This window comes from Erythrobacter sp. JB3-1, assembly GCF_057364995.1.
In genome coordinates this window covers 2956517-2981276 of sequence record NZ_CP200289.1, presented here as the reverse complement: position 1 = coordinate 2981276, position 24760 = coordinate 2956517, and the positions used below count along the sequence as shown (strand labels likewise).

Genomic DNA, 24760 nt, shown 5'->3' with positions numbered 1-24760 from the left:
CGCGTGCTTGGCAATGCAAGAGAGATTGATGGTGTTTTTGTGATTTTACCTCGGGCAAATTCGAGGTGGACATGCCCAATGTCTTTGGCTTGGTGGCGGAGCACGGCGGCGAAGCCGCCGCAAGGGCTGTTTTCTTGATTCAGTGCCAGGCCACCCGCGCCCTCCACCCTTCCACCCGGAGCCTACCGGGATACCATCCGGATGGAAGGGTGGAGGGAGCGGGTGGCTAGGTCACCGCAAAACTAAAGCGCAAATTGCTCCGCGACGATCCGCTCATCTAGGGAATGGCCCGGATCGAATAGCAAGGTCAGCTCCGTCTCGCGCTCAATCCTGAGCGTCACATCGGCAATATCGCGCAGCTCGCGCTGGTCAGCCACGGCAGATACGGGGCGCTTTTGTGGCTCCAGAATGCGGAATTTCACCGGCAAATGGTCGGGCAAGATCGCTCCGTTCCAGCGGCGCGGGCGAAATGGGCTGATCGGGGTGAGGGCGAGCAGCTCGCTGCCCAGCGGCAGGATCGGGCCATTGGCCGAGAGGTTATAGGCGGTCGAACCCGCGGGCGTGGACAGCAGCACGCCGTCGCACACCAGTTCCTTTATCCGCACCCGGCCATTCACCGAAACCTCAATTTTGGCGGTTTGGCGCATCTCGCGCAGCAGCGAGACTTCGTTGATGGCGAGGAAGGTGTGCTCGCTGCCATCTTGCGTCACCGCATCCATGCGCAGCGGCGCGATTTTAAACGGCCGCGCGCGCTCCACCCGGCGCATCACATTGCCGCCGTCGCGGTATTTGTTCATCATAAACCCGACCGTGCCCAGGTTCATTCCGTAGGCCGGGATCACGCGGCCAGCGTCCAGCATGGCGTGCAAAGTTTGCAGCATAAAGCCATCGCCGCCCAAGACGATCGCCACATCGGCGCTTTCCAACGGCACCCAATCATGCTCGTCCTTAAGGGTGGAATAGGCCGCCTGAGCGCGCTCTGTCTCTGAGGCCAGCAATGCAACGCGCTCAAACTCGTGTCTTTTTGGCAAGCTTTCAGTCCTTAAATTCGCGGCCGTACTTGTGGCTATCCACAGCGGCGCGCTAGTCACTTGTCCTGATGTTCCAAATCTGGGCGGATTGCAATTGGCATGGGCGCAGCGCTCAGTTTAGAGTAGGCGACAACGATGGACTCAAAACGGCCTTCTTTGCGCGGTGCGCCCTCAGTTTCTGGGCGCGGTGCTCTGCCCGGCGTAAAGCCGGGTATGCTGGAGGCGGACTTGCTGCGCGCGCTCGATCGGCGCGAGATTGAGGTGCTGTTTCAACCGCAATTTGCTTGCTCTGACGGGGCGATTGTGGGGGCAGAGGCGCTGGCGCGGTGGCAGCATCCCAGTCTTGGCGAGATTGGCGCGCGGGATCTGTTTGCGATTGCGGAGCGTGCAGCTCTGGTCGCGCCGCTCTCTCGCCATGTGGTGGCGCGGGCGCTGGAGGATGCGAGCGAGTGGCCCACGAACCTGCATCTTTCGCTCAATATCACGCCGGAGGAATTGGGCGATCCGCGCTTTGCCGCTGACTTTGCGGAGCTGATCGGGCGCAGCGCAATTGCGCCAGCTCGGCTTGTGCTGGAGATTACTGAGGACGTGCTGCTGCGCAATTTGCAGCAAGCGGCCGAAGCGCTCAGCGCGTTGCGCGCGCTCGGCTTTAAGACGGCGCTCGATGATTTCGGCGCGGGCTTTTGCAACTTCCGCTATTTGAAAGAGCTGCCGCTTGACGCTCTGAAGCTCGACAAGGTGATGGTTGAGGGCATACCCGGCGATGCCAAAGACCTAGCGGTTTTCCGCGCGATTGTGGGGCTGGGCCGGGCGCTTGGCCTTGCGGTAGTCGCCGAAGGGATCGAAAGCGAGATCCAGCGCGCGACCGTGATCAGCGAGGGCTGCAATTACTGGCAGGGCTTCCTACGCGCGCAGCCAATGAAGAGCGACGATATGCTGGGTATGGCGAAGGGCGCGCGGGGGTAGAGTGGGAGGGCTAGGGCTTGTGGCCGGAGTAGTGCCTGTGTCCAGCTATGAGTGCGAGCGATCAATCAAAGTTATAATCATCGCTCCCACCATTACTGCAAGCGCGAATAGCAGCGGCCAGAAAGACGCGATCTAAGTCCCACCATTTCTCAATCCGCTTTAACGGTCTTAGCAATGAGTGGCTTGAGACATAGCCCGCTGCTTTCACATCAAGGACTCCGATGGAACTGTCAGAAAGGCGTCGCTTAACTAGCCTGCAGGCGTCTGGATGTTGTCTTCTAGCCAATCCGAGAATTGCTTCGGCTGCAACATCACGGAAGCTATCGTGAGCATTATTGAGCAAATTCGCAGTTATTGCTGGCGAGTTATGTACTGACAGCGCAACATAAAATGTCGCCCAATCTCTGTTTGTCGGATTGGCGTCATCCATCAATTCAAGTAGCCGGTTCAACTCGAACGGAGTGTAATAGGACCGGTTCTTGGTCAGTCGTCGCAGGAAGTAATTCTGGGGCATGTATTTTGAACTCATGACGCTTCACTGGCACGCGCGTCCACCATCTGCAATCAGTTCATAAGCACTCAGACTGCGGCTTCACGACCTCCGCAGGACGAACGGTGGCCGTTACGGCGCCTCGCGCTTCTTCGCCTTCTTCACCACGCCAGACAACCCCTTCGTAAGTTGGAACAGACCATTGAGCCGGCTGCGCGGGTCGGCCCAGGCGCGGTTGATCACCAGCTTCATATCGGGCCGCAATTTGGCGGTGCCAGCCAAGCGGTCGACATAGGCGAGCAGCCCCGCTGGATCGGGGAAATTGTCCTCGTGGAAGGTCACCAGTGTGCCGCGCGCGCCGACATCGATCTTGGCGATATTGGCCTCGATTGCCTGATGTTTGATCTCGATCAGGCGGACCAGGTTTTTGGTCGGATCGGGTAGGTCGCCAAAGCGGTCGATCATTTCTGCCGCCATGCTTTCGATCTCAGCCTTGTCGGCTGCTTGGTTGAGGCGGCGATAAAGCGCCATGCGCACGGCCAGATCGGGGACGTAATCCTCTGGGATCATGATTGGCGCATCGACCGTAATCTGCGGTGAAAGTGCGCTGCGCTCATTGGTCAGACCCGCTTCGCCAGCCTTTGCCGCTAAGATCGCATCCTCCAGCATGCTTTGGTAAAGCTCAAAGCCAACCTCGCGGATATGGCCGGACTGCTCATCGCCGAGCAGATTGCCTGCGCCGCGAATGTCGAGATCGTGGCTGGCCAGCTGGAAGCCTGCGCCAAGAGAGTCGAGATCGCTCAAGACCTTAAGGCGTTTCTCTGCAATTTCAGAGAGCTGCACATCCTTGCGGTACGTTAGATAGGCATAGGCGCGCAGTTTTGATCGGCCCACGCGGCCGCGCAATTGGTAAAGCTGCGCAAGGCCAAAGCGGTCCGCGCGGTGGATGATGATGGTGTTTGCACTTGGCAGGTCGAGCCCGGATTCGACGATCGTCGTCGACAGCAGAACCTCATATTTGCCTTCGTAAAAGGCGCTCATGCGTTCTTCGATTTCGCCGGCGCTCATCTGACCATGCGCGGAGACGGATTTCACCTCCGGCACGTGCTCGGCCAGCCATTCCTCAACATCGGCCATGTCCGAGATGCGGGGGACGACGATGAAGCTTTGCCCGCCGCGATGATGCTCGCGCAGCAAGGCCTCGCGCATCACCATATCGTCCCACTCCATCACATAGGTGCGCACCGCCAAGCGGTCGACCGGAGGGGTCTGAATGGTGGAGAGTTCGCGCAGGCCCGCCATCGCCATTTGCAGCGTGCGCGGGATTGGCGTGGCGGTGAGCGTGAGCATGTGCACGTCGGAGCGGAGCTGTTTCAGCTTCTCCTTGTGGGTGACGCCGAAGCGCTGTTCTTCATCGACGATCACCAGGCCCAAGTTCTTGAAGTTGGTCGATTTGGACAGGATCGCGTGCGTTCCAATGACAATGTCGATATCGCCGCTGGCTAGGCCGTCGCGGGTGTCTGACATCTCTTTTGGCGAGACGAGGCGCGAGAGCCGCCCAACATTGAGCGGGAAGCCGGCAAAGCGCCCTGAGAAGTTCTGATAATGCTGGCGAGCGAGCAGGGTGGTGGGCGCGACCACGGCAACTTGCTGTCCGTTCATGGCGGCAACAAATGCTGCGCGCAGGGCAACCTCGGTTTTGCCAAAGCCGACATCGCCGCAGACCAAGCGGTCCATCGGTTTGCCGCTCTCCAGATCGCGGAGCACATCGGCGATGGCTGCGTCCTGATCGTCGGTTTCTTCCCACGGGAAGCGGTCAACGAACTGATTGTAGCTGGCCTCGTCTGCCGCCAGCGAAGGCGCTTTTTTGAGCGCACGTTCGGCGGCGACTTTCATCAACTCACCGGCAATCTCGCGAATGCGCTCTTTTAGGTTTGAGCGGCGCCGCTGCCATGCTTCCCCGCCCAGCTTGTCGAGCATGACAGCATCCTCGGACGAGCCGTAGCGCGAGAGGACATCGATGTTCTCAACCGGGATGAAGAGCTTGTCACCGCCGCGATATTCCAGGCTGACGCAATCGTGCTGACTCTTGCCAACGGGGACGGGGTCGAGGCCAAGATATTTGCCGATCCCGTGCTCGACATGGACGACCAGATCGCCGCGACCGAGCGCCTGCAATTCAGCGAGGAAGGCATCGGAATCCTTGCGCTTCTTCTTGCGCCGGACCAGCCGATCACCCAGCACGTCTTGCTCGGTGAGGACTTCCATTTGCTCGTTGGAGAAACCGGTGTCGAGCGGCAGGACCATCGCCACAACGCCGCCTTTGACCGATGCGCCCAGCGCCTCTTGCCAGCTATCGGCGACCTGCGTTTTGACGCCCGCTTCGGAGAGGATTGAGATGATGCGAGAGCGGCTACCGGTGGAATAGGCCGCGAACAAAGCTCGTTTGCCGGATTTGGCGAGCGCGGCGAAGTGCTTCGCGCCTTCCTCATAGACATTGTCGCCGCGTGCGCGCTCTGGCGCGAAATCGCGGGCGGAGCTGAAACCGAAGTCGATGTTTGTATCGCTGTCCGGTGCGGCGAATATCTGGCTGCGGTGAGCTGGGGCGTTGGCGATGGCGGCGTCGAATTCTTCGCTGGATAGGTAGAGCGCTTCGGCCTCCAGCGGACGGTAACTGCCCGCCGCTTCGCCTGCGGAGCGAGTGCGCTGCTTGCAGTAGTCCGCAATGTCGGAAAGCCGCTCTGAGGCCGCGCCAATCGCGCCATTGTCGATCATCACAACGTCGTCTTCTGAGAGGTGGTCGAACAATGTGGTCAGGCGCTCTTCAAACAGCGGCAGCCAATGCTCCATCCCGGCAAGGCGGCGGCCCTCGCTGACCGCTTCGTACAGCGGGTCTTGCGTTGCGGCCGCGCCGAACATCTCGCGGTATCGGCTGCGGAAACGCGCGATGCTGTCCTCATCGATCAGCGCCTCTGAAGCGGGCAGCAGCAGATGTGACTTAAGTGTGCCAGTGGATCGCTGCGTGCTGGGATCGAACAGGCGCAGGCTCTCGAGCTCATCGCCAAAGAAATCGAGCCGCAGCCCTTGCTCCAGCGAGGAGGGGAAGATGTCGACAATCGAACCGCGCACGGCAAATTCGCCGTGATCGATCACAGTGTCCGTGCGCGAATAGCCTTGGCGCGTTAGCAGCGCGGCGAGACTCTCATGGCCGATTGTGGTGCCTTGTTTAAACTCGCGCACGCTTTCGCGAATACGAAACGGGGTCAACACGCGTTGCAGCACGGCGTTGACCGTGGTGATCAGCAATTGTGAGCCCGAGTCCGGATTTTGCAGCGCATGGAGCGCCGCGAGCCGTTTCGCACTGACCGACAGGGCCGGGCTGGCTCGGTCATAGGGCAGGCAATCCCACGCCGGAAATTCGATCACTTCCACTTCGGGCGCGAAGAATTTTGCCGCATCGCTGGCCGAGCGCATCGCCGCATCGTCGGGCGCGATGAACACCGCGCGCTGCCGCGCTGCGCGCGCCAGATCGGCCAGCACCAAGGGCAGGCTGCCCCGGACCAGCGAGGACAAAGTGAGCGGTGCATCCGCCGCTAATATACGCGAGAGATCAGGCATGGTGTCGGGTCAAGTCTTGGCAGAGAGGAATGTTCCGAACCGCTCTCAACGGCTCATATCGACATAGTCGAGGCGCTGCATCAGCTCGATCAACGGCCCTTGGAAACGCGGCGGTGTTGGCTGGGATTTGAGCGCCCAGGCCATCACATCGACATCGTCTTCCGCCAGCAGGTCTTCAAACCACGCCATCTCCGTCTCGCCCCAACTTTCGTGGTAACGATCAAAGAAACCGCCGATCATATAGTCGGCCTCACGCGTGCCGCGGTGCCAGCCGCGAAATTTTGCGCGGGCAAGGCGTTCTTGGAATTCTGGTTTTTCGGTCATGCGGGGCGCAGTAGTTGTAGTGCGCGGCATCTTCAACTCGTCATTGCGGGTGAAACGAAGCAATCCAGCTTCTTAGGTACCCAATTGTTGAAAAAATGGGAGATGGATTGCCGCGTCGCCTTTGGCTCCTCGCAATGACGAAACAGTGATGGTAGCGCATCGGCATGCGCCCTGAGGTTCTCAATCCCCTGTTTGTCGAAGCGACCGCGCTGGAAGGCGTCGGTCCCAAGCTGATGAAGCCGCTCGAGAAGCTGGGCCTCAGGCGGGTGCGCGATCTGGCCTATCACCTGCCAGAACGATTTGTGACACGCCGAACTGTCGATGATCTGGACGCAGTAGGCGAGGGCGAGCAGGTGATCATTCCCCTGACCCCGACTGAGCACCGCGCGCCGCGCAACCCCGGGCGTGGTCCGTACCGTGTGCTGGCGGCGGACGATGCGGGTAATATCTGTGCGCTCACCTATTTCGGACGCGCGGCCTACACCGCGAAAAAGCTGCTGCCGGTCGGGGAGAAGCGTTGGATCGCAGGCCGGGTGGATCGCTATGGCGATATGCTGCAGATCGTTCATCCGGATCATGTTGAGAAAGACGCCTCAGCGCATCTCGCGCGCCTTAATGAGCCGGTGTATCCGTTGTCTGAAGGGCTGACGCAGCCGCGCATGGCTGGGCTGGCGGCGCAGGCGCTCGAACGCCTGCCAGAGCTCGCCGAATGGATTGAGCCGAGCCAGTTTGAGCGCGAGGGCTGGCCTGCTTGGCGCGATGCCTTGGTGCTCGCGCATAAGGATGAAAATGCCAGCGCGCGCGACCGGCTCGCCTATGATGAGCTGCTGGCAAATTCGCTCGCGCTGCTGCTGGTCCGGGCGGACGGCAGGCGGCGCAAAGGCCAACCGCTGGCGGGCGATGGCTCGCTGCGGGAGAAGCTCGATCTGCCCTTCGCGCTGACCGGCGCGCAAACCCGTTCGATTGGTGAAATTGAAGGCGATCTGGCACAAGAGGCGCCAATGCTGCGCCTGCTGCAGGGCGATGTCGGCGCGGGTAAAACTGTGGTCGCCTTGGAAGCCATGCTGATCGCGAATGAAGCGGGCAAGCAAGCGGCTCTGCTCGCGCCAACGGAAATTCTCGCGCGCCAGCATTATGAAACTTTGCGCACCATGGCCCGGCCAACTGGGGCTGAGGTCGCGCTGCTAACGGGACGGGCCAAGGGCAAGGAGCGCGAGGGCATCCTGATGGGATTGCTCGATGGCTCGATTGATATTCTGGTCGGCACCCATGCGATCTTTCAGGACACGGTTGCCTACAAAGATCTGGGCCTGGTTGTGATTGACGAGCAGCACCGCTTTGGCGTGGCCCAGCGCCTGCAACTGGCCGCCAAAGGCAAGCGCGCGCCGCATACGCTCGCGATGACCGCAACACCGATCCCGCGCACGCTCACCCTCGCGCAATATGGCGAGATGGATGTGAGCCGCTTGGATGAACTGCCACCGGGTAGGCAGGCGATTGATACGCGTGTGGTGGCGCAGGACCGGATGGAGGACGTCGTCGCTGGCGTCGCGCGCCACGTCGGCTCTGGACAGCAGGCCTATTGGGTGTGCCCGATGGTGCGCGACAGCGAAGTGGCCGATATCGCGGCGGCAGAGGCGCGCTATGCCGCGCTGAAAGAGCGCTTCGGCGATGATGTCGTGATGGTCCACGGGCAGCTCAAACCAGAGGAAAAGGACGCCAATATGGAGGCCTTTGCCAGCGGCCGGGCGAAACTGTTGGTCGCAACCACTGTGATAGAGGTCGGGGTCGATGTGCCCAGCTCGACGTTGATGGTGATAGAGCAGGCCGAGCGCTTTGGCTTGGCGCAATTGCACCGGCTGCGCGGGCGCGTGGGGCGGGGCGCGGACAAATCGGTGTGCCTGCTGCTGCGCGGCAATGAGATGTCAGAAACCGGCAAGAAGAGGCTGGCGTTGATGCGCGAGACGCAGGACGGCTTTCGCATCGCGGAGGAAGACCTGGAGCTGCGCGGCGGTGGCGAACTGCTCGGCACGCGCCAATCAGGCGATGCCGCCTTTCGCATCGCCAATCTGGAGCAGGTTCAGCGCCTGCTGCCTGCGGCTCATGCAGATGCGCGGCTGCTGATCGAAGGCTCAGAAGAAGACGGCGGCTGGCAATCGAGCAAACGCGGAGAAGCAGCGCGCGAATTGCTTTATCTGATGCAACGCGACTGGGGTGTGCAGCTGCTAAGGGGAGGCTAGGGCTTCAACTGCTCCACCAGAGCCTCCGCAGCGGCGTTTACATCTTCCCAAGTGCACTCAAACTGGTCCTCGCCGTCGTAATACGGGTCCGCTATTGCTGCGCCTTCGCGGCCCGGCACCGCGTCCATCAGCAGTGACACCTGTGCGCTCGCGCCAGCAGGCCGGACGGCCTCGATACCGCGCAAATTCTGATGATCCATCGCAAAGATATGGGTGAAGCGGGTGAAGTCCTCCGCCGCCAATTGCCGCCCACGCAGGCCCGAGATATCGATCCCATGGGCCGCTGCGGTTTCAACCGAGCGCGGATCGGGCGGTGCGCCCACGTGGTAAGCCGCCGTGCCGCAGCTATCGATCTCCACGTCCAATCCCGCTCTGTCTGCGGCGGCGCGCATCGCGCCCTCGGCCAAGGGGGAGCGGCAGATATTGCCGAGACAGACGAACAGAAGCGCGGGTTTAGTCATATCAAATTTCCCCATTTCAGAGGGCCTACTGGACGGTTCCACGAACTGGCAATAGACAGATCGCAGAACATTCTGGAGATACATCCATGCGCGCTGTCTTTGCTGCTCTTGCCGCCTCAACCCTATTGGCCACGTCGCCTTTACTGGCGGGGCCAGTTGAGGATTATGAAGAGCTTCGCGAAGAGGTGTGGCAGGCGACGCTTGATGCAGACCCGCTTTTGGCCACGAGCATTGGCGACCGACGCGGTGACGGCAAGCTAGGCGACCTCTCGATCGTTGAAGTTAGCCGTAGCCAAACTCGCAGCAATGAGTTTCTAAAGCGATTGAATGTGATTGATGCGGATCAGTTGCCAGTCGATCTGCAAGTTGATTACGCCGTTTTGAAACGCAGTATGGAAAATGCGGTCACCAGGCTTGGATTTTCCCAAGCTCGCTATATGATCTTCACCAATCGCGGCGGCTGGTTTACCAATTTTGCCTCGCTCCCAAACCGTTCTCCATTCTTCAGCATGGCCGACTATGAAAGCTATATCGGGCGGTTGCGCGGGTATGCGCAAGTCAATGCTGATGGCATTGAGCGCAGTAGGGTGGCCCTGGATTGGGTGCGCCCACTGGTCCAGCCTTGCGAACCGATGGAGGGTTTAGAAAGTCGGATTGCTAGCCAGATTGTCGACGATTACACATCCTCTCCATTCTGGAGGCCATTCTCTGGTGATCGGCCCGCTTCTGTCACAGACGCACAATGGCAGGATTTGAAATCGCGCGGGCGCGAGGCAATTGAGCAGGTTGTGCTGCCGGCGTATCGCGAATTCCTTACCTTCTATACCGCGGAATATGCCCCCAATTGCCGTACCGGAACTCCGGGAATTCTCGCCACCCAAAATGGCAAATCTTACTACGACCACCTCGTAAAGAGCTTCACTACGACCGATATGACGGCGGATGAGGTGCACAATCTGGGCCTGTCAGAGGTCGCCCGCATTCGCGCCGAGATGGAAGATGTTGCGGCCTCAGCAGGATACGAGACCCGCGAAGCTTACATCGAGCATCTGCGCACCGATCCGCAATATTACATGACCGATGCGGACGAATATCTCGCTTACACTCAGGCGCTGGCCAAGCATATCGATGGCTTTATGCCGAAGCTGTTCGGCCGCTTGCCGCGCAATCCTTATACAGTCTCGCCGATTCCGGCGGCTCAAGCACCGGGCAACACGACGGCCTACTACGAGCCCGGTTCATTGAAGACCGGCCAAGCGGGCATTTATCGGCTCAACACGACCGAACTCGACCAGCGGCCATTGTGGGAGTTGCCTGCGCTTGGCGTGCATGAGGCTGTGCCGGGCCATCACCTACAAATCTCGCTTCAGCAAGAGCTCGACATTCATCCGCTGCGCGCGAATGGCACCTATTTCACCGCCTTTGTGGAGGGATGGGGCCTTTATTCAGAGCGGCTCGGGATCGAGATGGGGCTGTATGATACGCCCGCGAAGGAGATGGGGCGGCTGTCCTATGAGATGTGGCGCGCGACCCGTCTGGTGGTCGACACTGGTTTGCATTCAAAGGGTTGGTCGAAGAGCCAAGCGGTGGATTACATGCTGGATAACACCGCGCTGTCGCCTGCCAATATCGACGCCGAGGTCAATCGCTACATCACCTGGCCGGGACAGGCGCTGGCGTACAAAGTCGGCGAGCTGAAAATTCGCGAATTGCGTGCGTGGGCGGAAGAGAAGCTGGGGGCAGAATTCGACCTTCGCGCCTTCCATGACACCGTGCTGGAGAATGGCTCGATACCATTATCTGTGCTTCAAACGCATGTGGAGCTCTGGCTTCAGAACGAGCAAATTCGCATCAATCGGGAACGTCGTGCAGCGGAAGTCGCAGCAGAAGCGGAGCAATATGTTCGTGGGAAAATTGCCGCTGAAAACGCTGCAGCGAAAGCCGAGCGCGCGATGATGCGTTAAGCCGCCTTTGCGGGCAGCGGATCAGTGCTCGCCAGCACTTCCTCGCTGATCCTGCGGATGTTCACCTGTGCCTTCAGGCGCGCGCCGAGCAGTGCGGTACCGCTCACCTTGCGCTGAACGAATAGGGTTTCAACCGGCGGAAAGGCCCAAGTGTCCTTGTCCTGCGCGATTTGCATGCCCTGATCGCGCAGCAAAGGAACAAAGGCGCGGTCGCCAAAGTCGAACGGCGCATCCTTGCGCATTTCATTCACGACTATGTCGATCATTTTGTCGACTCGCTCACCGTGCTTTTCGACCACGATCGGCAACATAAATCCGGCGGCAATCGTCTCTTCGCGCACCTTGTCCTTGTCGCCTGCCAGACCCGCCTCGAGCAAGCGGCGATAGGCATTGCCGACGTCGGGATCGACATCGCGGCACGCTCCAAAGTCGAGCAGTACGATCTCACCTGTTTCCTTGCGATAGCGGAAATTGGCGAAGTTCGGATCAGTTTGCATCACGCCGAATTCAAACAGCTCGCGCGCGACGAGGCGCATCAGGCGGCCCATCACTTCATCGCGGCGCTCGGGTGTTTCATTCTCCAGCTCTTCGATAGAGCTGCCTTCTTCAAAGCTCATGGCGAGAATGCGTCCCCGGGTCAGCTCCTTGTGCAGCCGCGGGACGACGAAGCCTTCCTCTCCGGCCAAGCGCTCCCGGTACATCTCCATCTGCGCGCCTTCGCGGTGGTAATCCGCCTCTTCGTGCGGCTGTTTCTTTGCCTCAGCCAGCAGCGCGTCGATCTCCAGCTCTGGCGGGGCAAAGCCGGATACGCGCAGCAAGGTCATTACATTGTCGACGTCGCTGTCGATGCTGTCGGCGATGCCGGGATATTGCACCTTAATCGCAAGCTCTTGCCCATCGCGGGTCAGCGCCTTGTGCACCTGGCCGATGCTGGCGGCGGCGATGGGGCGCGGGTTGAACCAGCGGAACTGCTTGCGCCAGTCCGGTCCCCATTCCTGTTTCAGCACGCTGTCGAGCTGCTTTGCAGGCATGAAGTTCGCCTGATCGCGTAGGGTCGCGAGGATCTTGGCCAGTTCTGGCGGCAGAAAGTCGCCTGAATCCATGCTGATCATCTGCCCCATCTTCATCGCCGCGCCGCGCAGGTGGGAAAGGCGGTCGGTCATGCGCTGGACATTGCTGGGGGTCAGGACGAGATCGCGAGCATTAATGCCTTCGCCGCGAGCCAGCCTGCGCGCCCCCTCGGCCATCATCCCGCCCGCCACCCCAGAGGCGAGCCTGCCGAAGGTGGCCAGCCGCGACACCCGGCCCGATGGCACGGCGCGCTGGCGAGCTTTGTCTTCCCGGCTTTCAGCGGGGCGGCTGTTTTCGTCGAAAGTGTCGTCGCTGCTCAATGTCTATCCGATCAAATGGCGCGAGGGTTATCCGCGCGGTTACCCAACAAAACGGTCCGGCCCCCGCACCGTTCCTAGTCTTATGCGTTCGCTGTGCAAGTCGGCGCTGCGCAGTGATGAGAGGAGGGCAGGGCGAGAACAACTGGCGGGAACCAATCGCCTATGCCAAACGCTGCTCCCTCGATGACACAAGACGCTTCTCTCACGCTCGCCGCGCGAATTCTTGGCTATGCCGGGCTGCTCCCACAAGCCATTGCGCTTGGACTGGTGCTTTATGGCGGGGAGGCTTCCTATGTCGCGCTCGCAGGCGGGTTTGCCTATGCGGCGCTGATTTTCAGTTTTCTGGGCGGCGTGTGGTGGGGTCAGGCGCTGGCAAAGGGCAATGCGGGCGCGGGTTCTTACCTGATGGCGGTGCTGCCCAGCCTGATTGGCCTTGCGCTGTTCCTGCCCTGGACCTTTGGCTGGGAATGGCCGGGTCCGGCGCTGCTTTATCTCGGCGTATTGATCGCGCTCAGCCCGCTGGTCGACCGCGCTCTGGGCTATGCCGCGCGCGATTTTCTGTCGCTGCGCTGGCAATTGTCGATCGGGCTAGGCGCGCTGACATTTGTACTGGGGTTGGCGGCGAACCGCATCGTTTAGCCGCGAGGCTCAAAATCAGCCTAACGCCGTATTACCGCCTAGTAGCCTGGCGGAATTAACCTAAATTCCGGCTGCATTTCAGTATTCGATGTCGTTAACAGAGGCCTATTCGGCGCTCATTTGAAGCTCCGCGTTAACCCTAAGTCGCAGCTAAGATTTCACCAACATCGCATATTGGGGTTCGCATAGGAGACCAACTATGCGTCAGAAAATTATCTATGCCATGCCCGCTGCGGCAATGATGTTTGCGGCCTCGCCAGCGATGGCGGGCGAGCGTGCCCAAGGCGGCTTTCGCGTCAGCGCGCAAGTTCCCGTTTCATGCAAGATTGAGCCTGGCGTGTTCAGCGCTCAGGACGACAATGAAGTGGTAACAGGCACTTTGTTTGAAGCGTGCAATACCAATCGCGGCTTCTCCGTGATCGCAACGCACCGCGAGTTGGCCGTAGGTGAGCGCGTTAGTGTCCAATATGGCCGTGACACCAGCGAGCTGAACCCAGGCGGTTTCTCTTTTGTCGCTATGCGCTCAGGCGCGCGCTTTGGCCCAGTGCCAGTGACAATCCAAACGGGTGATATTGCGCAGCCAATTTCGATCAGCTTCTCGCTGACGGCAGTCTAACTTACCCAATCGCGGTAAAACGCAAACGGCTAGCATCCACACCGGGTGCTGGCCGTTTGCTTGTCTAGGTTTGGCGTTGGTCGCGTAATGCTGCTGGCGGTGCAATGCGCCGCCAGATGTTAAGTGCTGATTAGATCGCGCTAACCGACACTCGGACCCGGTCGGCATATTTGCCCGCCTCGGCAAAGAATGGATCCACCATCACCCGCAGCGGGTGCAGATCGCCAAGCGAATCTGTGTGCTCCACAAACTCGCGGCCGTTTGCGCCCATCAGATCCACCTTTTCGCCGCGCATCCGCAGGATATAGGGGATCTCATCGCGCCCTTGATGATGGCGCAAGACGCCTCGGTTTTCCGATCTGAATTCAACGCGGTAGGGCGAAGTGCTCCAAATTCGCAGGCCAAAGGGGTCGGACCGTGTAGATACATCGGGATCAAGTGTCCCGAGATTGATGCGCCGAACGCTGCCGCGTCCGCTGGCGCCGACAATGCGCAGGGCGACCGCGGTTGGAATGTTTACCCGTACAGATAGCTCAAGGGTGTCAACCAGATCGCCATTTGCATCGCGCAAGGTGGCGACGAAATCGCGTGAATAGGTGCCCGCATCAAGGCCCCATTCGGTCGGGAAGCCTAGCTGAACGCGCACCGCGCGCCCGTTGCGGCTGCCCGGGACACCGCGCAGGAACAGATCGTTGTTGATCGGACCTGCTGTTGCATCGTCAGCGAGAACCTCAAGCCGCTGTCCGCCAGAGCTAAAGTTGAACTGGACTGGATCATCACCCGCTACGCTGTTGCGGCGAGCGATGCGCATGAACGCCTCGCAAGGGCCGTTGCCAGCTGCGTTGCGAACCCGGATTTCAAAGTTTTCACGGGCGCGTTCACCAGCGCCAATTTGAATGCCAGAGACGTTTACATTCTCGGTTGTGTCCACAAACTCAGGGCGGCAGCCGCCATCTTGAGCGGAAACCGAGGCGCTCGCGCAAAGGGCGCCAGCAACAAAAATGGTGCGAAGAATGGTCATAATATGCTTCCTTATTCCTCGATCGCCGGGAGCTTAACGTCACCCAAGCGGAACAAACCGTCTGAATCCTCAGGCACGGTAAACTCAAAGCTCGACGCGCCGCCGTCATAAGTGACACGGTAGCTCTTGCCCGGAGCAAATCCGATCATGCCGAACCGGCCTGTAGAATTGGTGAAGAACTGCTTTTCTTCAAATTCGTCATCATCCAGCGCCACGATCGTACCGGAGACGAGCGAAACGGGCTCTTCACCGCGATACAGATTACCGACGATGCTGACGAAGTAGTCATTACCGACCTCAAGCGTGTAGCCAGCCCGGTATGGGGGATCCAAACGCACTGAGCCTTCTCCGATATCGTAGCCAATCGCGCCGCCTTCGACGTCATATTGCACTGTCTGGTCGGTGTAGGACGACAAGCGGCCCTGTAACGCGCCGCCAAATACGCCGCTGTTCGCTTCGTATTCGTTGTCGGCCAAGGTGCGTCCGCTGATCACTTCGCCTTCGGCCAAGGTTTCGTGCGGGTGGAGAATTACAAAGGCATCGCGCACAGGGCGACCAATCGCGAACTCCTTGCCCGCAAAGGCGACGGAGGTGCCGACCTGCAAGCGGTAGCGTTGTTCTTGATCAAGATTGCCAAAATTGTCGCCAGCGGTGAATGCCGAGAAGCGCGTGTCAAATCGGTTTGCGGTGTAATCAAACGAAGCGTCTATGCGCGATTGGTTGGGGTCGGTTGTGACACCAACATCATAGCCAAACGCACCGACACGATTTTCGCTGCCTTTCGACAGGTTGGCACGGAACGTTTCGGAGCGGCTGCGATAATCGGCAAGCGCGCGCGTGCTCGGACCAAAGACATAAGAGACAGCAACGCGTGTGCCCCATTCGCTGCCAAAGGCATCGCCAGTGCCGTACTCCGCACCGATTGTGACCTGCAAGCGGTCACTGACGCGGTGGATGTAATCGACAAAGACGTTGGTTAGGTCTTCCTGGGGACCGGAGCGGTGCGAATAGAGCGCGCCGGCCACCATCCTGCCGCGATCGGTGAGGGTGCGGTTATAGTTTGCACTGACCGTTACCAGATCGAACGCCACCGGAATGAGGCTGGAAATGGTGGTAAAACCCTGTCCAGTGTAATCCACATTGAGCGTAAAGCCGCTGCGATTGGTGAAGCTGTTGCCGCCGGTAAAGCGATAGCTCGCGCGGGCTGCAAATCCTGTTCCGCCTTGCTCGCTGAAGCTCGCGGCCCCTTGCAGGTCGAAGAAGCCGGGAATGAATTGCGGCACAATGCTGCTTTCCACACCGAACAGCTGAACGTCCTCAGAAATCTGAGCCGCGCCGCCCAACACCAGATTGTCCGAAACGCCTTTGCGATAGAGCCCGGTTACGGCGATATCATTGGTGTAGTTCGGCTCAAACGCGAGGTCGCGGGCGATGAAGCCTGCGGCGAAGGAATATTCCTCCTCGCCAGCTTCCAAATTGAGCGGTTGGAAAAAGTAGTCGAGGTTTACGAGCTGTTCGCGCCCGCCAGAATCGCGGATTCTGAGCTCAACGTCATTTGCCCCGAGCTGAACTGGAAGGCTGGCGAGGTCATAGGTGCCCGCATCCAGCTCTAACCGTTGAAACTGTTCACCATTGATGACGACGTCGACCGTTGAGCGATTGTCGAGAAAAATCTCGCCCGCACCCAAACGGGCGGCTGGCAGAAATGGATCGAAGACACGGCGGCTCTTCTCAACGCTGACACCGCCAAGAAAAGGGGTGCGCAGCAGGCTGAGCGATTCCAAACGCAGGTCACCTGCAGCAAAGCGGCGATATTTCTCGCGCTGATCATAGACAGCCCGCACACCGCGGCGGAAAAACCGCATGCCATCACCGAGTTGGTCTGAATATGCGCCATCATATTCTACGACAATGTCGCCGATACGGGTTGCGCCATCGAAGAAGAATTCAGGCGTGAATTCGTCTTGCTCGGTGTCATATTCAAGATTGGTGTTGATGTTGAGATAGGTGGAGAAATTCTCTGGCTCGAGCAGCGTCAACTCTTCGCGGCTGCTTCTGGAGTCTGGAGCAATCAAGTCGCGCGTTTGCCGCAGAGTGCCATCAATCTGGACGATCGTGACCTCTAGCAGGTTCTGATTAAACGCGAGTTCAATACCCGCCTCGGCCAGCGGCTCTGGGCGGATATTCTCGCGGTTCGCACTGTAGGTGTCGAACCGGCGCAAACCCTCTTCATTCAGGATCAGCGCAAGCTGCTCACGCAGCATGTCTGTGCCGATAAGGACGCTGCCATCTCGTTCAACTTTGACCGAGACATCGCCTAGCACTTGGCTGCCCGAGACGAGTGGGACGTTGAATTCGAGGGAAGGGCGCTCTTCAACCGTTTCCACTTCAGGCTTGCGGTTGACGAATGTGATGCCCGAGCGCGTCACGACTTCCGGTTCATCATTCGCTGGAACAGCAGGTTCAGCTGGCTCAGCGGGAGCAGCTTGGCCAGTTTGATCATCAGCGGGATCCGCTGGCGCATTGTCCTGAGCATAGGCGGCGGTTGAAAGCGGAGCTTGCAAACACCAGGCGAGTGCAACCAGGCTCAAAGCCGGCGATTGCAGAGCGATCTTTGTAGGGCGCATCATGGCCTCACTGCTCTACTGGTGTGTCAATCTCGATCGTAACCGAGGCGGGATCAAGTTCGGCGTCCATTGGGACGAAGAACAAGCGATCTTTGCCCGGAGCGACCACACCTGCACCGATAAATCTCGCGATTTGCTCGGGGGTGAATGTCGCTTCGAAGGGCTCGCCATCGGTGCGTGTGCCGGTCATTCGCCATGTCGAAAGACCTGCTAGGAAGTAGCGGTTGCCATCATTGCCAACGAGCACCTCCAGCCCACTTTCTGGGCGGGTCGGTGGAGGAGCATCAGGGTCGTCCTCAGTCTCAGTGGCTTCGGTGGTGGGAACTGTAATTGTTGCTGGAGGAGTGGCAGGAATGGTCCCGTCATTCTCAGCCGCAGTCAGAGCCGCGTCGCGAGCATCCTGCTCAGCTTCCAAAGCGGCTTGCGCTTCTGCAGCTTGCTGCGCTTCCAGCTCGTTGATCTCGCTCTGGAGCAGAGGAACTTCGCGGGTGACTGAACTGACCTCGCGGATAACGGGCTCAGAGCGTGCGCCCTCAGGGAACACGTTCATCAAAACATTGTAATTGATGACGACCTGAACCTGCGACTGGGCCTCCGCGTCAATCTCAACCGGCAGCTGCCGGATCGACATGTAGTAAATTTCCGAAGTCGCAATTTCGGGATCGCCGACATATTGGACGCGGAAAACCTGACGCGACCTGCTCTTCAGCAAGACCTGAGTGGGGAACACCAGAAAATCTTCTTCAGCCGGGATCAGGCTAAGCTCGCCCTCGGTTGAGATATCACCACGCATCATCAGCACTTCGTAGGCGATGTCATTGTTGGAATCGCTCACCATTTCGATGCGCGTGACTGCGCCGCGGCCATCCGGCTCGAGGTCTGCGATCATTGGTGAAACGCGAGCGGCCATTGCGGCGCTAGGCGTTGTTAGAAGAGCAAGCGCACTAAAGGCTGCCCAAATCGGCCGAAACATGGAAAAATCCCCCTACAAGTCAGCAGTGCGCCCATGCACAGTGTCTTGGTATCCTCGAAACCGACCCTTATTTTTTTGTTGTTGGTCTGCGTTAGAGTCCAACTATCGCTTCGCGCAAGTGAATTAACTCTTAACTGAGAGCGCCTCGCCGAAGCTGTGTCTTTTGGGTTGAACCGTTGTGGTTTCTCACCCGGAGTTGAAACGGGGGAAAGGAACGAATTCCTCTCCCCCAATCTCATTTATAAGCGAAGTGTCGCTTAGATTGCGCCGAGTGTAACGGTCGCAACAGCAGCGTAAACGCCTGCCAGTGGACGTGGCGATTCTTGATCGTTCACGTTGATCACTGTGCGCAGAACTGCGCGGTTGTGGAACGCGCCAACCTGAGTTTGAGTGCTTGATGAACCATCTACCGTGCGGTGATCAACCGTTGCGAAGTCGGTGTTGTCATCTGCACGCAGACGAAGACGATACTCAAGCTTATCAGTGAAGTCGTCGGCGTCTGGACCGTCGTTGGTTTGCGCGAAGTTCTGCATCGCTTCACCTTCGAGGGTGATCGAAGCTGGGTAGTTGCAGCTCGCCCAGATGCGCTGACGCTCAACATAACGGTTGTCGGTCAATGTCAGTGCGTCTGCACCTGAATCTTCCTCAATGTCGAGGAAGCCGAAAAACACGGTGTCAGGATCGTCAACGCTGCACTCAGGTTGTACGAGTGCAGTGACTAGGAAGTCATCAGAAGCCGTAAGCGATTGAGCGGCGGCAGGTGATGCAGCAAAAGCAGCGCCGAGTGCGCCAGCCATAAGTAGTTTCTTCATTAATCTTCCCCTCTAGAAAGTAACTAGGATTCCAAGTCATCAACGCCCTGATTATCTTATACTCGACGCGAATCGAGTGCGAACTTGGTAAAGAAGGTATTAACGCGTAATCGCTGATATGCAACGACTCATCCCAGCTTCTAAACAGGGGTATCTGATTCTAAACGATAAATTCATGTAACTCAGCGGAGTTAACCGAGTTGTGTGTCAATTCGAAACAACGCAACACATTCGCCTTACCGTCATTTTCGCTCCTGCCGACGTTTTGCGCTTTTGGTTAACGGGGCCTCGCCCAATTCAGCCGTCAAGCGCGATCACTACTCGCGTATTTGTCGCAGGTCCGCCGGCTGATGAGATGCAGCCCATTCGCGTTCAAGCAGCCCCTATATAGAAGCCTGGCAATTCATCAGTGATATAAAAATGGTCGGGGAGAGAGGATTCGAACCTCCGACCCCCTGTACCCAAAACAGGTGCGCTACCTGGCTGCGCCACTCCCCGACCGATCATCATCTCTGGCGGCTTACGCTCCATCAAAAGAGCGCGCGCAAGGCGATGTGAGGCGCGCCTATTAGGAGCGGTTTATCGCTATGGCAAGCGGGTTCCGCACCGGCAGTAAAAAGCGGTTGAGGAGAAGCCGGGGCAGCGGGTGACAAATGGAGCAGCAGCGCGCTAAGATCACCCGCATGGCAACGCTTGAAAACGCTGAAACACATCCGTCTGAACTGCTAGGCCCAGGGGCGCCGGGCGCGCATCCGGAATGGCAATATCTCGACCTGATGCGGCGCATTTGGGAGAACGGGAGTGAGCGCACCGACCGCACCGGAATTGGCACACGCTCTATAATGGGCGCGCAATTGCGATTTGATCTGGCGGATGGCGCCATGCCGTTGCTGACAACCAAAAGGGTCTATTGGAAGACCGCGACGCGCGAGATGCTGTGGTTCCTGACCGGAGAGACCAATATTCGCCCATTGGTGCTGCAAGGGGTGAAGATCTGGAACGAATGGCCGCACGCCAACTACGTCAAGGCGACGGGCGAGGACATTGCGCTTGATGATTTCGTCGCGCGGATTGCCGATGATGAAGAGTTCGCAAAGCGCTGGGGCGATCTTGGCCCGGTGTACGGGAAGCAATGGGTCGACTGGCCGACTTATCGTTACCGCAAGGATGGACTCTATGAGAAAGGCGAGGGCATCAATCAGGTGGCGCAATTGATCGAAGGCCTGCGCACATCGCCCGGCAGCCGCCGTCACATTATCGAGGGGTGGAACGTGGCGGAGCTTGATCAGATGGCGCTGCCCCCGTGTCACAAGACCTATCAGTTCCACGTCGATGGCAGCGGGCCGGAGGCGCGGCTCAATTGCGTGCTGTACCAACGCGGCTGTGACGTCGCGCTGGGCCTGCCGTTTAACTTGTGGTCAGCGGCGCTGCTGCAGCGGATGATTGCGCAGCAGGTCGATATGCAGCCGGGTGAGCTTGTGTGGATGGGCGGGGATGTTCACCTCTATCTCAATCACGAGGAATTGATCACCGAGCAACTGAGTCGCGAGCCGCAACCGCAGCCGACCTTCACGATCACGCGCAAGCCTGAAACAATTTTCGATTACAAAATCGAGGATTTCAGGGTCGATGATTACGCGCCATTGCCTCCGATCAAGGCACCTGTTGCGGTGTAACGGCATTCGCTTGACCGCTTTGGCACCTTGAAATAAAAATTCGCGCGAACGCAATTATTGCAAGCCCATCGTCCGAGTGGGTGATCCAATTGGGAGAGCGCTGATATGGCCGACGCTGATATGGTCGATGGGGCCTCAGGCAAGAGCGGCGACAGCCCGCAGACCGGCGATAACCGTCCGGCCCTGGCACTGCATGTGCCTGAACCGCGATCGCGCCCTGGCGATCCGGTCAATTTCGCAGATGTAGATGTCGGCGCGCCCGGCGATATGCCGCGCCCGGATGAAGGCTGCGCGCCCGGCGATATGAAGGACTTGGCCTATGGTCTGGTCCGCGTGCTGGGTGATGACAACAAGGCTCACGGTCCGTGGGATCCCAAGCTCTCGCCAGACACATTGCGCACCATGCTGGGCCATATGGCGATGGTCCGCGCCTTTGATGAGCGGATGTTCCGGGGGCAGCGTCAGGGCAAGACCTCGTTCTACATGAAGTGCACCGGTGAAGAGGCGACCAGCGTCTCTGCCGGCATGGCCCTCGCCAGCGACGACATGGTGTTCCCAAGCTATCGCCAGCAAGGCATTCTGATCGCGCGCGGCTATCCCCTGATCGAAATGATCAATCAGATCTACTCGAACAAAGGCGACAAGCTGAAGGGCCGCCAGCTGCCGATTATGTATTCGAGCCGTGAGCACAGCTTTTTCAGCATCTCCGGCAATCTCGCGACCCAGACCCCGCAAGCGGTCGGCTGGGCCATGGCGAGCGCGATCAAAGGCGATAGCCGGATTGCCGCAACTTGGGTGGGTGAGGGCTCCACGGCAGAGGGCGATTTCCACAGCGCCTGCACCTTTGCGACCGTTTACAATGCACCGGTTATCCTCAATGTTATCAACAACCAGTGGGCGATCAGCAGCTTCTCTGGTTTTGCCGGGTCTGAGCGGACGACCTTTGCTGCGCGCGCGCTGGGATATGGCCTCGCTGGCCTACGCGTGGATGGCAATGATGCGCTGGCGTGTTTCGCCGCGCAGCAATGGGCCGCGAACCGCGCGCGCGCCAATCAGGGGCCGACCTTGATTGAGTACTTTACCTACCGCGCGGAGGGGCATTCCACCTCGGATGATCCATCCGGCTATCGTAGCGCTCAGGAGCGCGAGGAATGGCCACTGGGTGATCCTGTCATGCGCCTCAAAAACCACATGATCGCAATTGGCGAGTGGGATGAGGAGCGCCAAGAGGCAATGGACCTCAAATGCGCTGAGGAGGTGAAGGCCGCGACCAAAGAGGCTGAGAAGAACGGCATTCTGGGCCACGGCCTGCACCATCCGTTTAAGACGATGTTCGAAGACGTGTTTGAAGAGCTGCCTTGGCACCTTAAAGAACAGGCTGCTCAGGCGACCCGTGAGCGTGAGATCAAATGGCCTGATCAGCATCCCAAAGATGGAGCCGGCAAATGAGCGCGCATGACGTGAAAAACGCCGCCGCCACCGGCGAGCAGGCCCAGGACGAGCGCCGGATCAACATGATCGAGGCGATCAACGAAGCGCTCGACATCATGCTGGAGCGTGATCCGGACACCATAGTGATGGGCGAAGACGTCGGCTATTTCGGTGGTGTGTTCCGCGCAACGGCTGGCTTGCAGGAAAAACACGGCAAGACCCGCGTGTTCGACACGCCAATCTCTGAATGCGGCATCATTGGTGTGGCCGTGGGCATGGGCGCTTACGGTCTGCGCCCAATCCCGGAAATTCAGTTTGCGGATTATATCTATCCCGGCCTTGATCAGCTGATCTCTGAGGCGGCGCGGCTGCGCTATCGCTCAGCGACCGAATATATCGCGCCGCTGACCGTGCGCTCTCCGTTCGGCGGCGGGATTTTTGGCGGGCAGACGCACAGCCAATCACCAGAGGCCCTTTTCACTCATGTGGCTGGCCTGAAGACGGTGATCCCGGCGACGCCATATGATGCCAAGGGTCTGCTGATTGCGTCCATCGAAGACAATGATCCAGTGATCTTCTTTGAGCCGAAGCGGATTTACAACGGCCCATTCACTGGCTTTTACGATAAGCCGGTTGAGCCGTGGAAGCGGCACAAGGATAGCGTGGTGCCAGAAGGGTATTACAAAATCCCGCTCGGCAAAGCGCGCCAGGTCACCGAGGGCGAACAGCTCACTGTGCTCGCTTACGGCACGATGGTGCATGTGGCCGAGGCGGTTTGCGCCGACAAAGGCGTGGAGGCCGATATCCTCGACCTGCGCACTCTGATGCCGCTCGACATTGAAGCCATCGAGGCCTCTGTGAAACGCACTGGGCGCTGCCTGATCGTGCACGAGGCGACCCGCACCTCTGGCTTTGGCGCGGAGCTTTCTGCGCTGGTGACCGAGCGCTGTTTTTACCATCTGGAGGCGCCGGTTGAGCGCGTCACTGGATTTGACACACCCTATCCGCACAGCCTCGAATGGGCTTATTTCCCCGGCCCGGTTCGCATTGGCGAAGCGATCGACAAGATTTTGAAGGACTGACCTCAGATGGCAAAGTTCACATTCAATATGCCCGACGTGGGTGAAGGCGTGGCCGAGGCCGAGATCGTCGAATGGCAGGTCAAGGTCGGAGATCGGATCGAAGAAGATCAGCACATCGTCGATGTCATGACCGATAAGGCCACGATCGACATTGAAAGCCCGGTGACCGGCACCGTGACCGAAGTCGCGGGCGAGGCGGGCGATATCGTCGCGGTTGGCGCGATGTTGCTGGTTGTTGAGGTTGAGGGCGAAGTGGAGGAAGAGCCGCAGCAAGAGACCTCGGAAGTCGCACCTTTTCCTGAAGTGGCGGTTGAAGATCCTTCTCCTCCTCCCGTTCGCCCTGAGCCTGTCGAAGGGCTGTCCTCTACCTCTGATGAGGATGAAGGCGAAAATAGCAGTGCTTCGGAGTCGAAGACGGCGCCTAGCGCCACCAGCTCAGAGCCAACGGAAACCAAAGTCCTAGCCACCCCAGCGGTGCGCAAGCGCGCGCGCGATCTTGGCATTGATCTGGGCGAGGTAAAGCCTGCCGCGGATGGCCGCATTCGCCACGCCGATCTCGACGCCTTCCTGTCGTACAATGCAGGCGGCGGTTTTGCCCCGGCTGGCACCCCGCGCAGTGACGAACCGATCAAGGTCATCGGTCTGCGTAAGCGGATCGCGCAAAATATGGCCGCCTCCAAGCGGCACATCCCGCACTTCTCCTATGTCGAGGAAGTCGATGTGACGGAGCTGGAGCGGATGCGCGCGGACCTTAACGCCAATCGCGGGAACAAGCCAAAGCTGACCATGCTGCCGCTGCTGATCAGTGCATTCTGCAAGCTGATCCCGGATTATCCGATGATCAATGCGCGCTATGATGATGAGGCGAATGTCGTCACCCGTCACGGCGCGATCCACCTCGGCATGGCCGCGCAAACCGACAGCGGCCTGATGGTGCCAGTGATCAAAGATGCGCAGTCGAAAAATATCTGGCAGCTTGCCCGTGAAATCGGCCGCTTGGCGGAGGCCGCGCGCGACGGCTCGGCCACTTCAGCGGAGCTTTCGGGTTCAACCCTGACGGTCACATCGCTCGGCCCGTTGGGCGGGGTGGCGACCACGCCGGTCATCAATCGGCCAGAGGTCGCAATCATTGGCCCTAACCGGATTATCGAGCGGCCAATGTATGTCACTGGCCCGGATGGCACGGAGCGAGATCGAGAAGCGCAAGCTGATGAATATCTCGATTTCCTGCGATCACAGGGTGGTTGATGGCTATGATGCAGCGAGCTTTATTCAGGACGTGAAAAAGCTGGTTGAGACGCCAGTTTTGCTGCTGACGGAATAAAGTTTTCAAAATGGCAAAAAATGACCGTCAGAGCCGTTGACAGTCAGATCAGTGGGGCCTAATGGCCCTGCTCC

The 24760-nt window shown here is 59.1% G+C and carries 20 protein-coding genes and 1 tRNA gene; 10 read left to right on the top strand and 11 right to left on the bottom strand.

Annotated elements, in window-relative coordinates; genetic code table 11:
* Window positions 1–242 precede the first annotated feature (242 nt).
* Window positions 243–1031 (bottom strand): NAD kinase, encoded by a 789-nt coding sequence (locus AC0V6M_RS14245; protein WP_486139442.1) that lies wholly within the window; start codon window positions 1029–1031, stop codon window positions 243–245.
* 135 nt (window positions 1032–1166) lie between these two features.
* On the opposite strand from AC0V6M_RS14245, the gene AC0V6M_RS14240 reads away from it, so the two are divergent.
* Window positions 1167–1997 (top strand): EAL domain-containing protein, encoded by an 831-nt coding sequence (locus AC0V6M_RS14240; RefSeq protein ID WP_486139441.1) that lies wholly within the window; start codon window positions 1167–1169, stop codon window positions 1995–1997.
* Between the two features lie 61 nt (window positions 1998–2058).
* Here AC0V6M_RS14240 and AC0V6M_RS14235 read toward each other — a convergent pair whose 3' ends face one another.
* The 3 genes from AC0V6M_RS14235 to AC0V6M_RS14225 all read right to left on the bottom strand — a co-directional run bounded on the left by AC0V6M_RS14235 (window position 2059) and on the right by AC0V6M_RS14225 (window position 6429).
* Window positions 2059–2526 carry a hypothetical protein gene (locus tag AC0V6M_RS14235; protein WP_486139440.1) on the bottom strand — a complete coding sequence of 156 codons (468 nt, stop codon included), beginning with the start codon at window positions 2524–2526 and terminating at the stop codon, window positions 2059–2061.
* 93 nt (window positions 2527–2619) lie between these two features.
* Window positions 2620–6105: a transcription-repair coupling factor gene (gene mfd, locus AC0V6M_RS14230; RefSeq protein WP_486139439.1), complete on the bottom strand. Its 3486-nt coding sequence runs from the start codon at window positions 6103–6105 to the stop codon at window positions 2620–2622.
* Between the two features lie 45 nt (window positions 6106–6150).
* Window positions 6151–6429, bottom strand: a complete 279-nt coding sequence (locus tag AC0V6M_RS14225) for an FAD assembly factor SdhE (RefSeq protein ID WP_486139438.1) — start codon at window positions 6427–6429, stop codon at window positions 6151–6153.
* Window positions 6430–6593: 164 nt separating this feature from the next.
* Between AC0V6M_RS14225 and recG the strand changes: the two genes are divergently transcribed.
* Window positions 6594–8669, top strand: a complete 2076-nt coding sequence (recG, locus tag AC0V6M_RS14220; protein WP_486139437.1) for an ATP-dependent DNA helicase RecG — start codon at window positions 6594–6596, stop codon at window positions 8667–8669.
* Here the strand turns inward: recG and AC0V6M_RS14215 are convergent.
* A complete protein-coding gene (locus AC0V6M_RS14215; RefSeq protein WP_486139436.1) occupies window positions 8666–9130 on the bottom strand; it encodes a low molecular weight protein-tyrosine-phosphatase in 465 nt (154 codons plus the stop codon). The two genes, recG and AC0V6M_RS14215, sit on opposite strands and share 4 nt — an antisense overlap.
* A gap of 86 nt (window positions 9131–9216) precedes the next feature.
* On the opposite strand from AC0V6M_RS14215, the gene AC0V6M_RS14210 reads away from it, so the two are divergent.
* Window positions 9217–11094 (top strand): DUF885 domain-containing protein, encoded by a 1878-nt coding sequence (locus tag AC0V6M_RS14210; protein WP_486139435.1) that lies wholly within the window; start codon window positions 9217–9219, stop codon window positions 11092–11094.
* Here the strand turns inward: AC0V6M_RS14210 and AC0V6M_RS14205 are convergent.
* Window positions 11091–12485 (bottom strand): ABC1 kinase family protein, encoded by a 1395-nt coding sequence (locus tag AC0V6M_RS14205; RefSeq protein WP_486139434.1) that lies wholly within the window; start codon window positions 12483–12485, stop codon window positions 11091–11093. The genes AC0V6M_RS14210 and AC0V6M_RS14205 overlap by 4 nt on opposite strands.
* A 183-nt stretch (window positions 12486–12668) precedes the next feature.
* On the opposite strand from AC0V6M_RS14205, the gene AC0V6M_RS14200 reads away from it, so the two are divergent.
* Both AC0V6M_RS14200 and AC0V6M_RS14195 read left to right on the top strand, forming a co-directional pair.
* Entirely contained in the window at window positions 12669–13124 is a 456-nt protein-coding gene (locus AC0V6M_RS14200; RefSeq protein WP_486139433.1) for a DUF3429 domain-containing protein, read from the top strand.
* Window positions 13125–13323: 199 nt separating this feature from the next.
* Window positions 13324–13740, top strand: coding sequence for a hypothetical protein (locus tag AC0V6M_RS14195; RefSeq protein ID WP_486139432.1), 417 nt, complete (start codon window positions 13324–13326; stop codon window positions 13738–13740).
* Between the two features lie 130 nt (window positions 13741–13870).
* Here the strand turns inward: AC0V6M_RS14195 and AC0V6M_RS14190 are convergent, their stop codons facing one another.
* The 5 genes from AC0V6M_RS14190 to AC0V6M_RS14170 all read right to left on the bottom strand — a co-directional run bounded on the left by AC0V6M_RS14190 (window position 13871) and on the right by AC0V6M_RS14170 (window position 19671).
* Window positions 13871–14761, bottom strand: a complete 891-nt coding sequence (locus tag AC0V6M_RS14190) for a hypothetical protein (protein WP_486139431.1) — start codon at window positions 14759–14761, stop codon at window positions 13871–13873.
* Window positions 14762–14772: 11 nt separating this feature from the next.
* Window positions 14773–17391: a fimbria/pilus outer membrane usher protein gene (locus AC0V6M_RS14185; RefSeq protein WP_486139430.1), complete on the bottom strand. Its 2619-nt coding sequence runs from the start codon at window positions 17389–17391 to the stop codon at window positions 14773–14775.
* Between the two features lie 4 nt (window positions 17392–17395).
* Window positions 17396–18277, bottom strand: coding sequence for a hypothetical protein (locus tag AC0V6M_RS14180; protein ID WP_486139429.1), 882 nt, complete (start codon window positions 18275–18277; stop codon window positions 17396–17398).
* Between the two features lie 341 nt (window positions 18278–18618).
* Window positions 18619–19173 carry a hypothetical protein gene (locus tag AC0V6M_RS14175; RefSeq protein ID WP_486139428.1) on the bottom strand — a complete coding sequence of 185 codons (555 nt, stop codon included), beginning with the start codon at window positions 19171–19173 and terminating at the stop codon, window positions 18619–18621.
* 421 nt (window positions 19174–19594) lie between these two features.
* Window positions 19595–19671: transfer RNA gene (locus AC0V6M_RS14170), tRNA-Pro, on the bottom strand.
* A gap of 185 nt (window positions 19672–19856) precedes the next feature.
* Between AC0V6M_RS14170 and thyA the strand changes: the two genes are divergently transcribed.
* The 5 genes from thyA to AC0V6M_RS14145 all read left to right on the top strand — a co-directional run bounded on the left by thyA (window position 19857) and on the right by AC0V6M_RS14145 (window position 24686).
* Complete coding sequence (thyA, locus tag AC0V6M_RS14165) at window positions 19857–20849, top strand: thymidylate synthase (protein WP_486139427.1); 993 nt, start codon at window positions 19857–19859, stop codon at window positions 20847–20849.
* 120 nt (window positions 20850–20969) lie between these two features.
* Entirely contained in the window at window positions 20970–22298 is a 1329-nt protein-coding gene (locus AC0V6M_RS14160; protein ID WP_486139655.1) for a thiamine pyrophosphate-dependent enzyme, read from the top strand.
* A complete protein-coding gene (locus AC0V6M_RS14155) occupies window positions 22295–23362 on the top strand; it encodes an alpha-ketoacid dehydrogenase subunit beta (RefSeq protein ID WP_486139426.1) in 1068 nt (355 codons plus the stop codon). The genes AC0V6M_RS14160 and AC0V6M_RS14155 overlap by 4 nt, the downstream gene beginning before the upstream one ends.
* Window positions 23363–23368: 6 nt before the next feature.
* The gene (locus tag AC0V6M_RS14150; RefSeq protein ID WP_486139425.1) at window positions 23369–24610 is read left to right on the top strand and encodes a dihydrolipoamide acetyltransferase family protein; all 1242 of its coding nucleotides are present in this window, start codon (window positions 23369–23371) and stop codon (window positions 24608–24610) included.
* The gene (locus tag AC0V6M_RS14145; protein ID WP_472644936.1) at window positions 24573–24686 is read left to right on the top strand and encodes a 2-oxo acid dehydrogenase subunit E2; all 114 of its coding nucleotides are present in this window, start codon (window positions 24573–24575) and stop codon (window positions 24684–24686) included. Before AC0V6M_RS14150 ends, AC0V6M_RS14145 begins: the two co-directional genes overlap by 38 nt.
* Window positions 24687–24760: the final 74 nt, after the last annotated feature.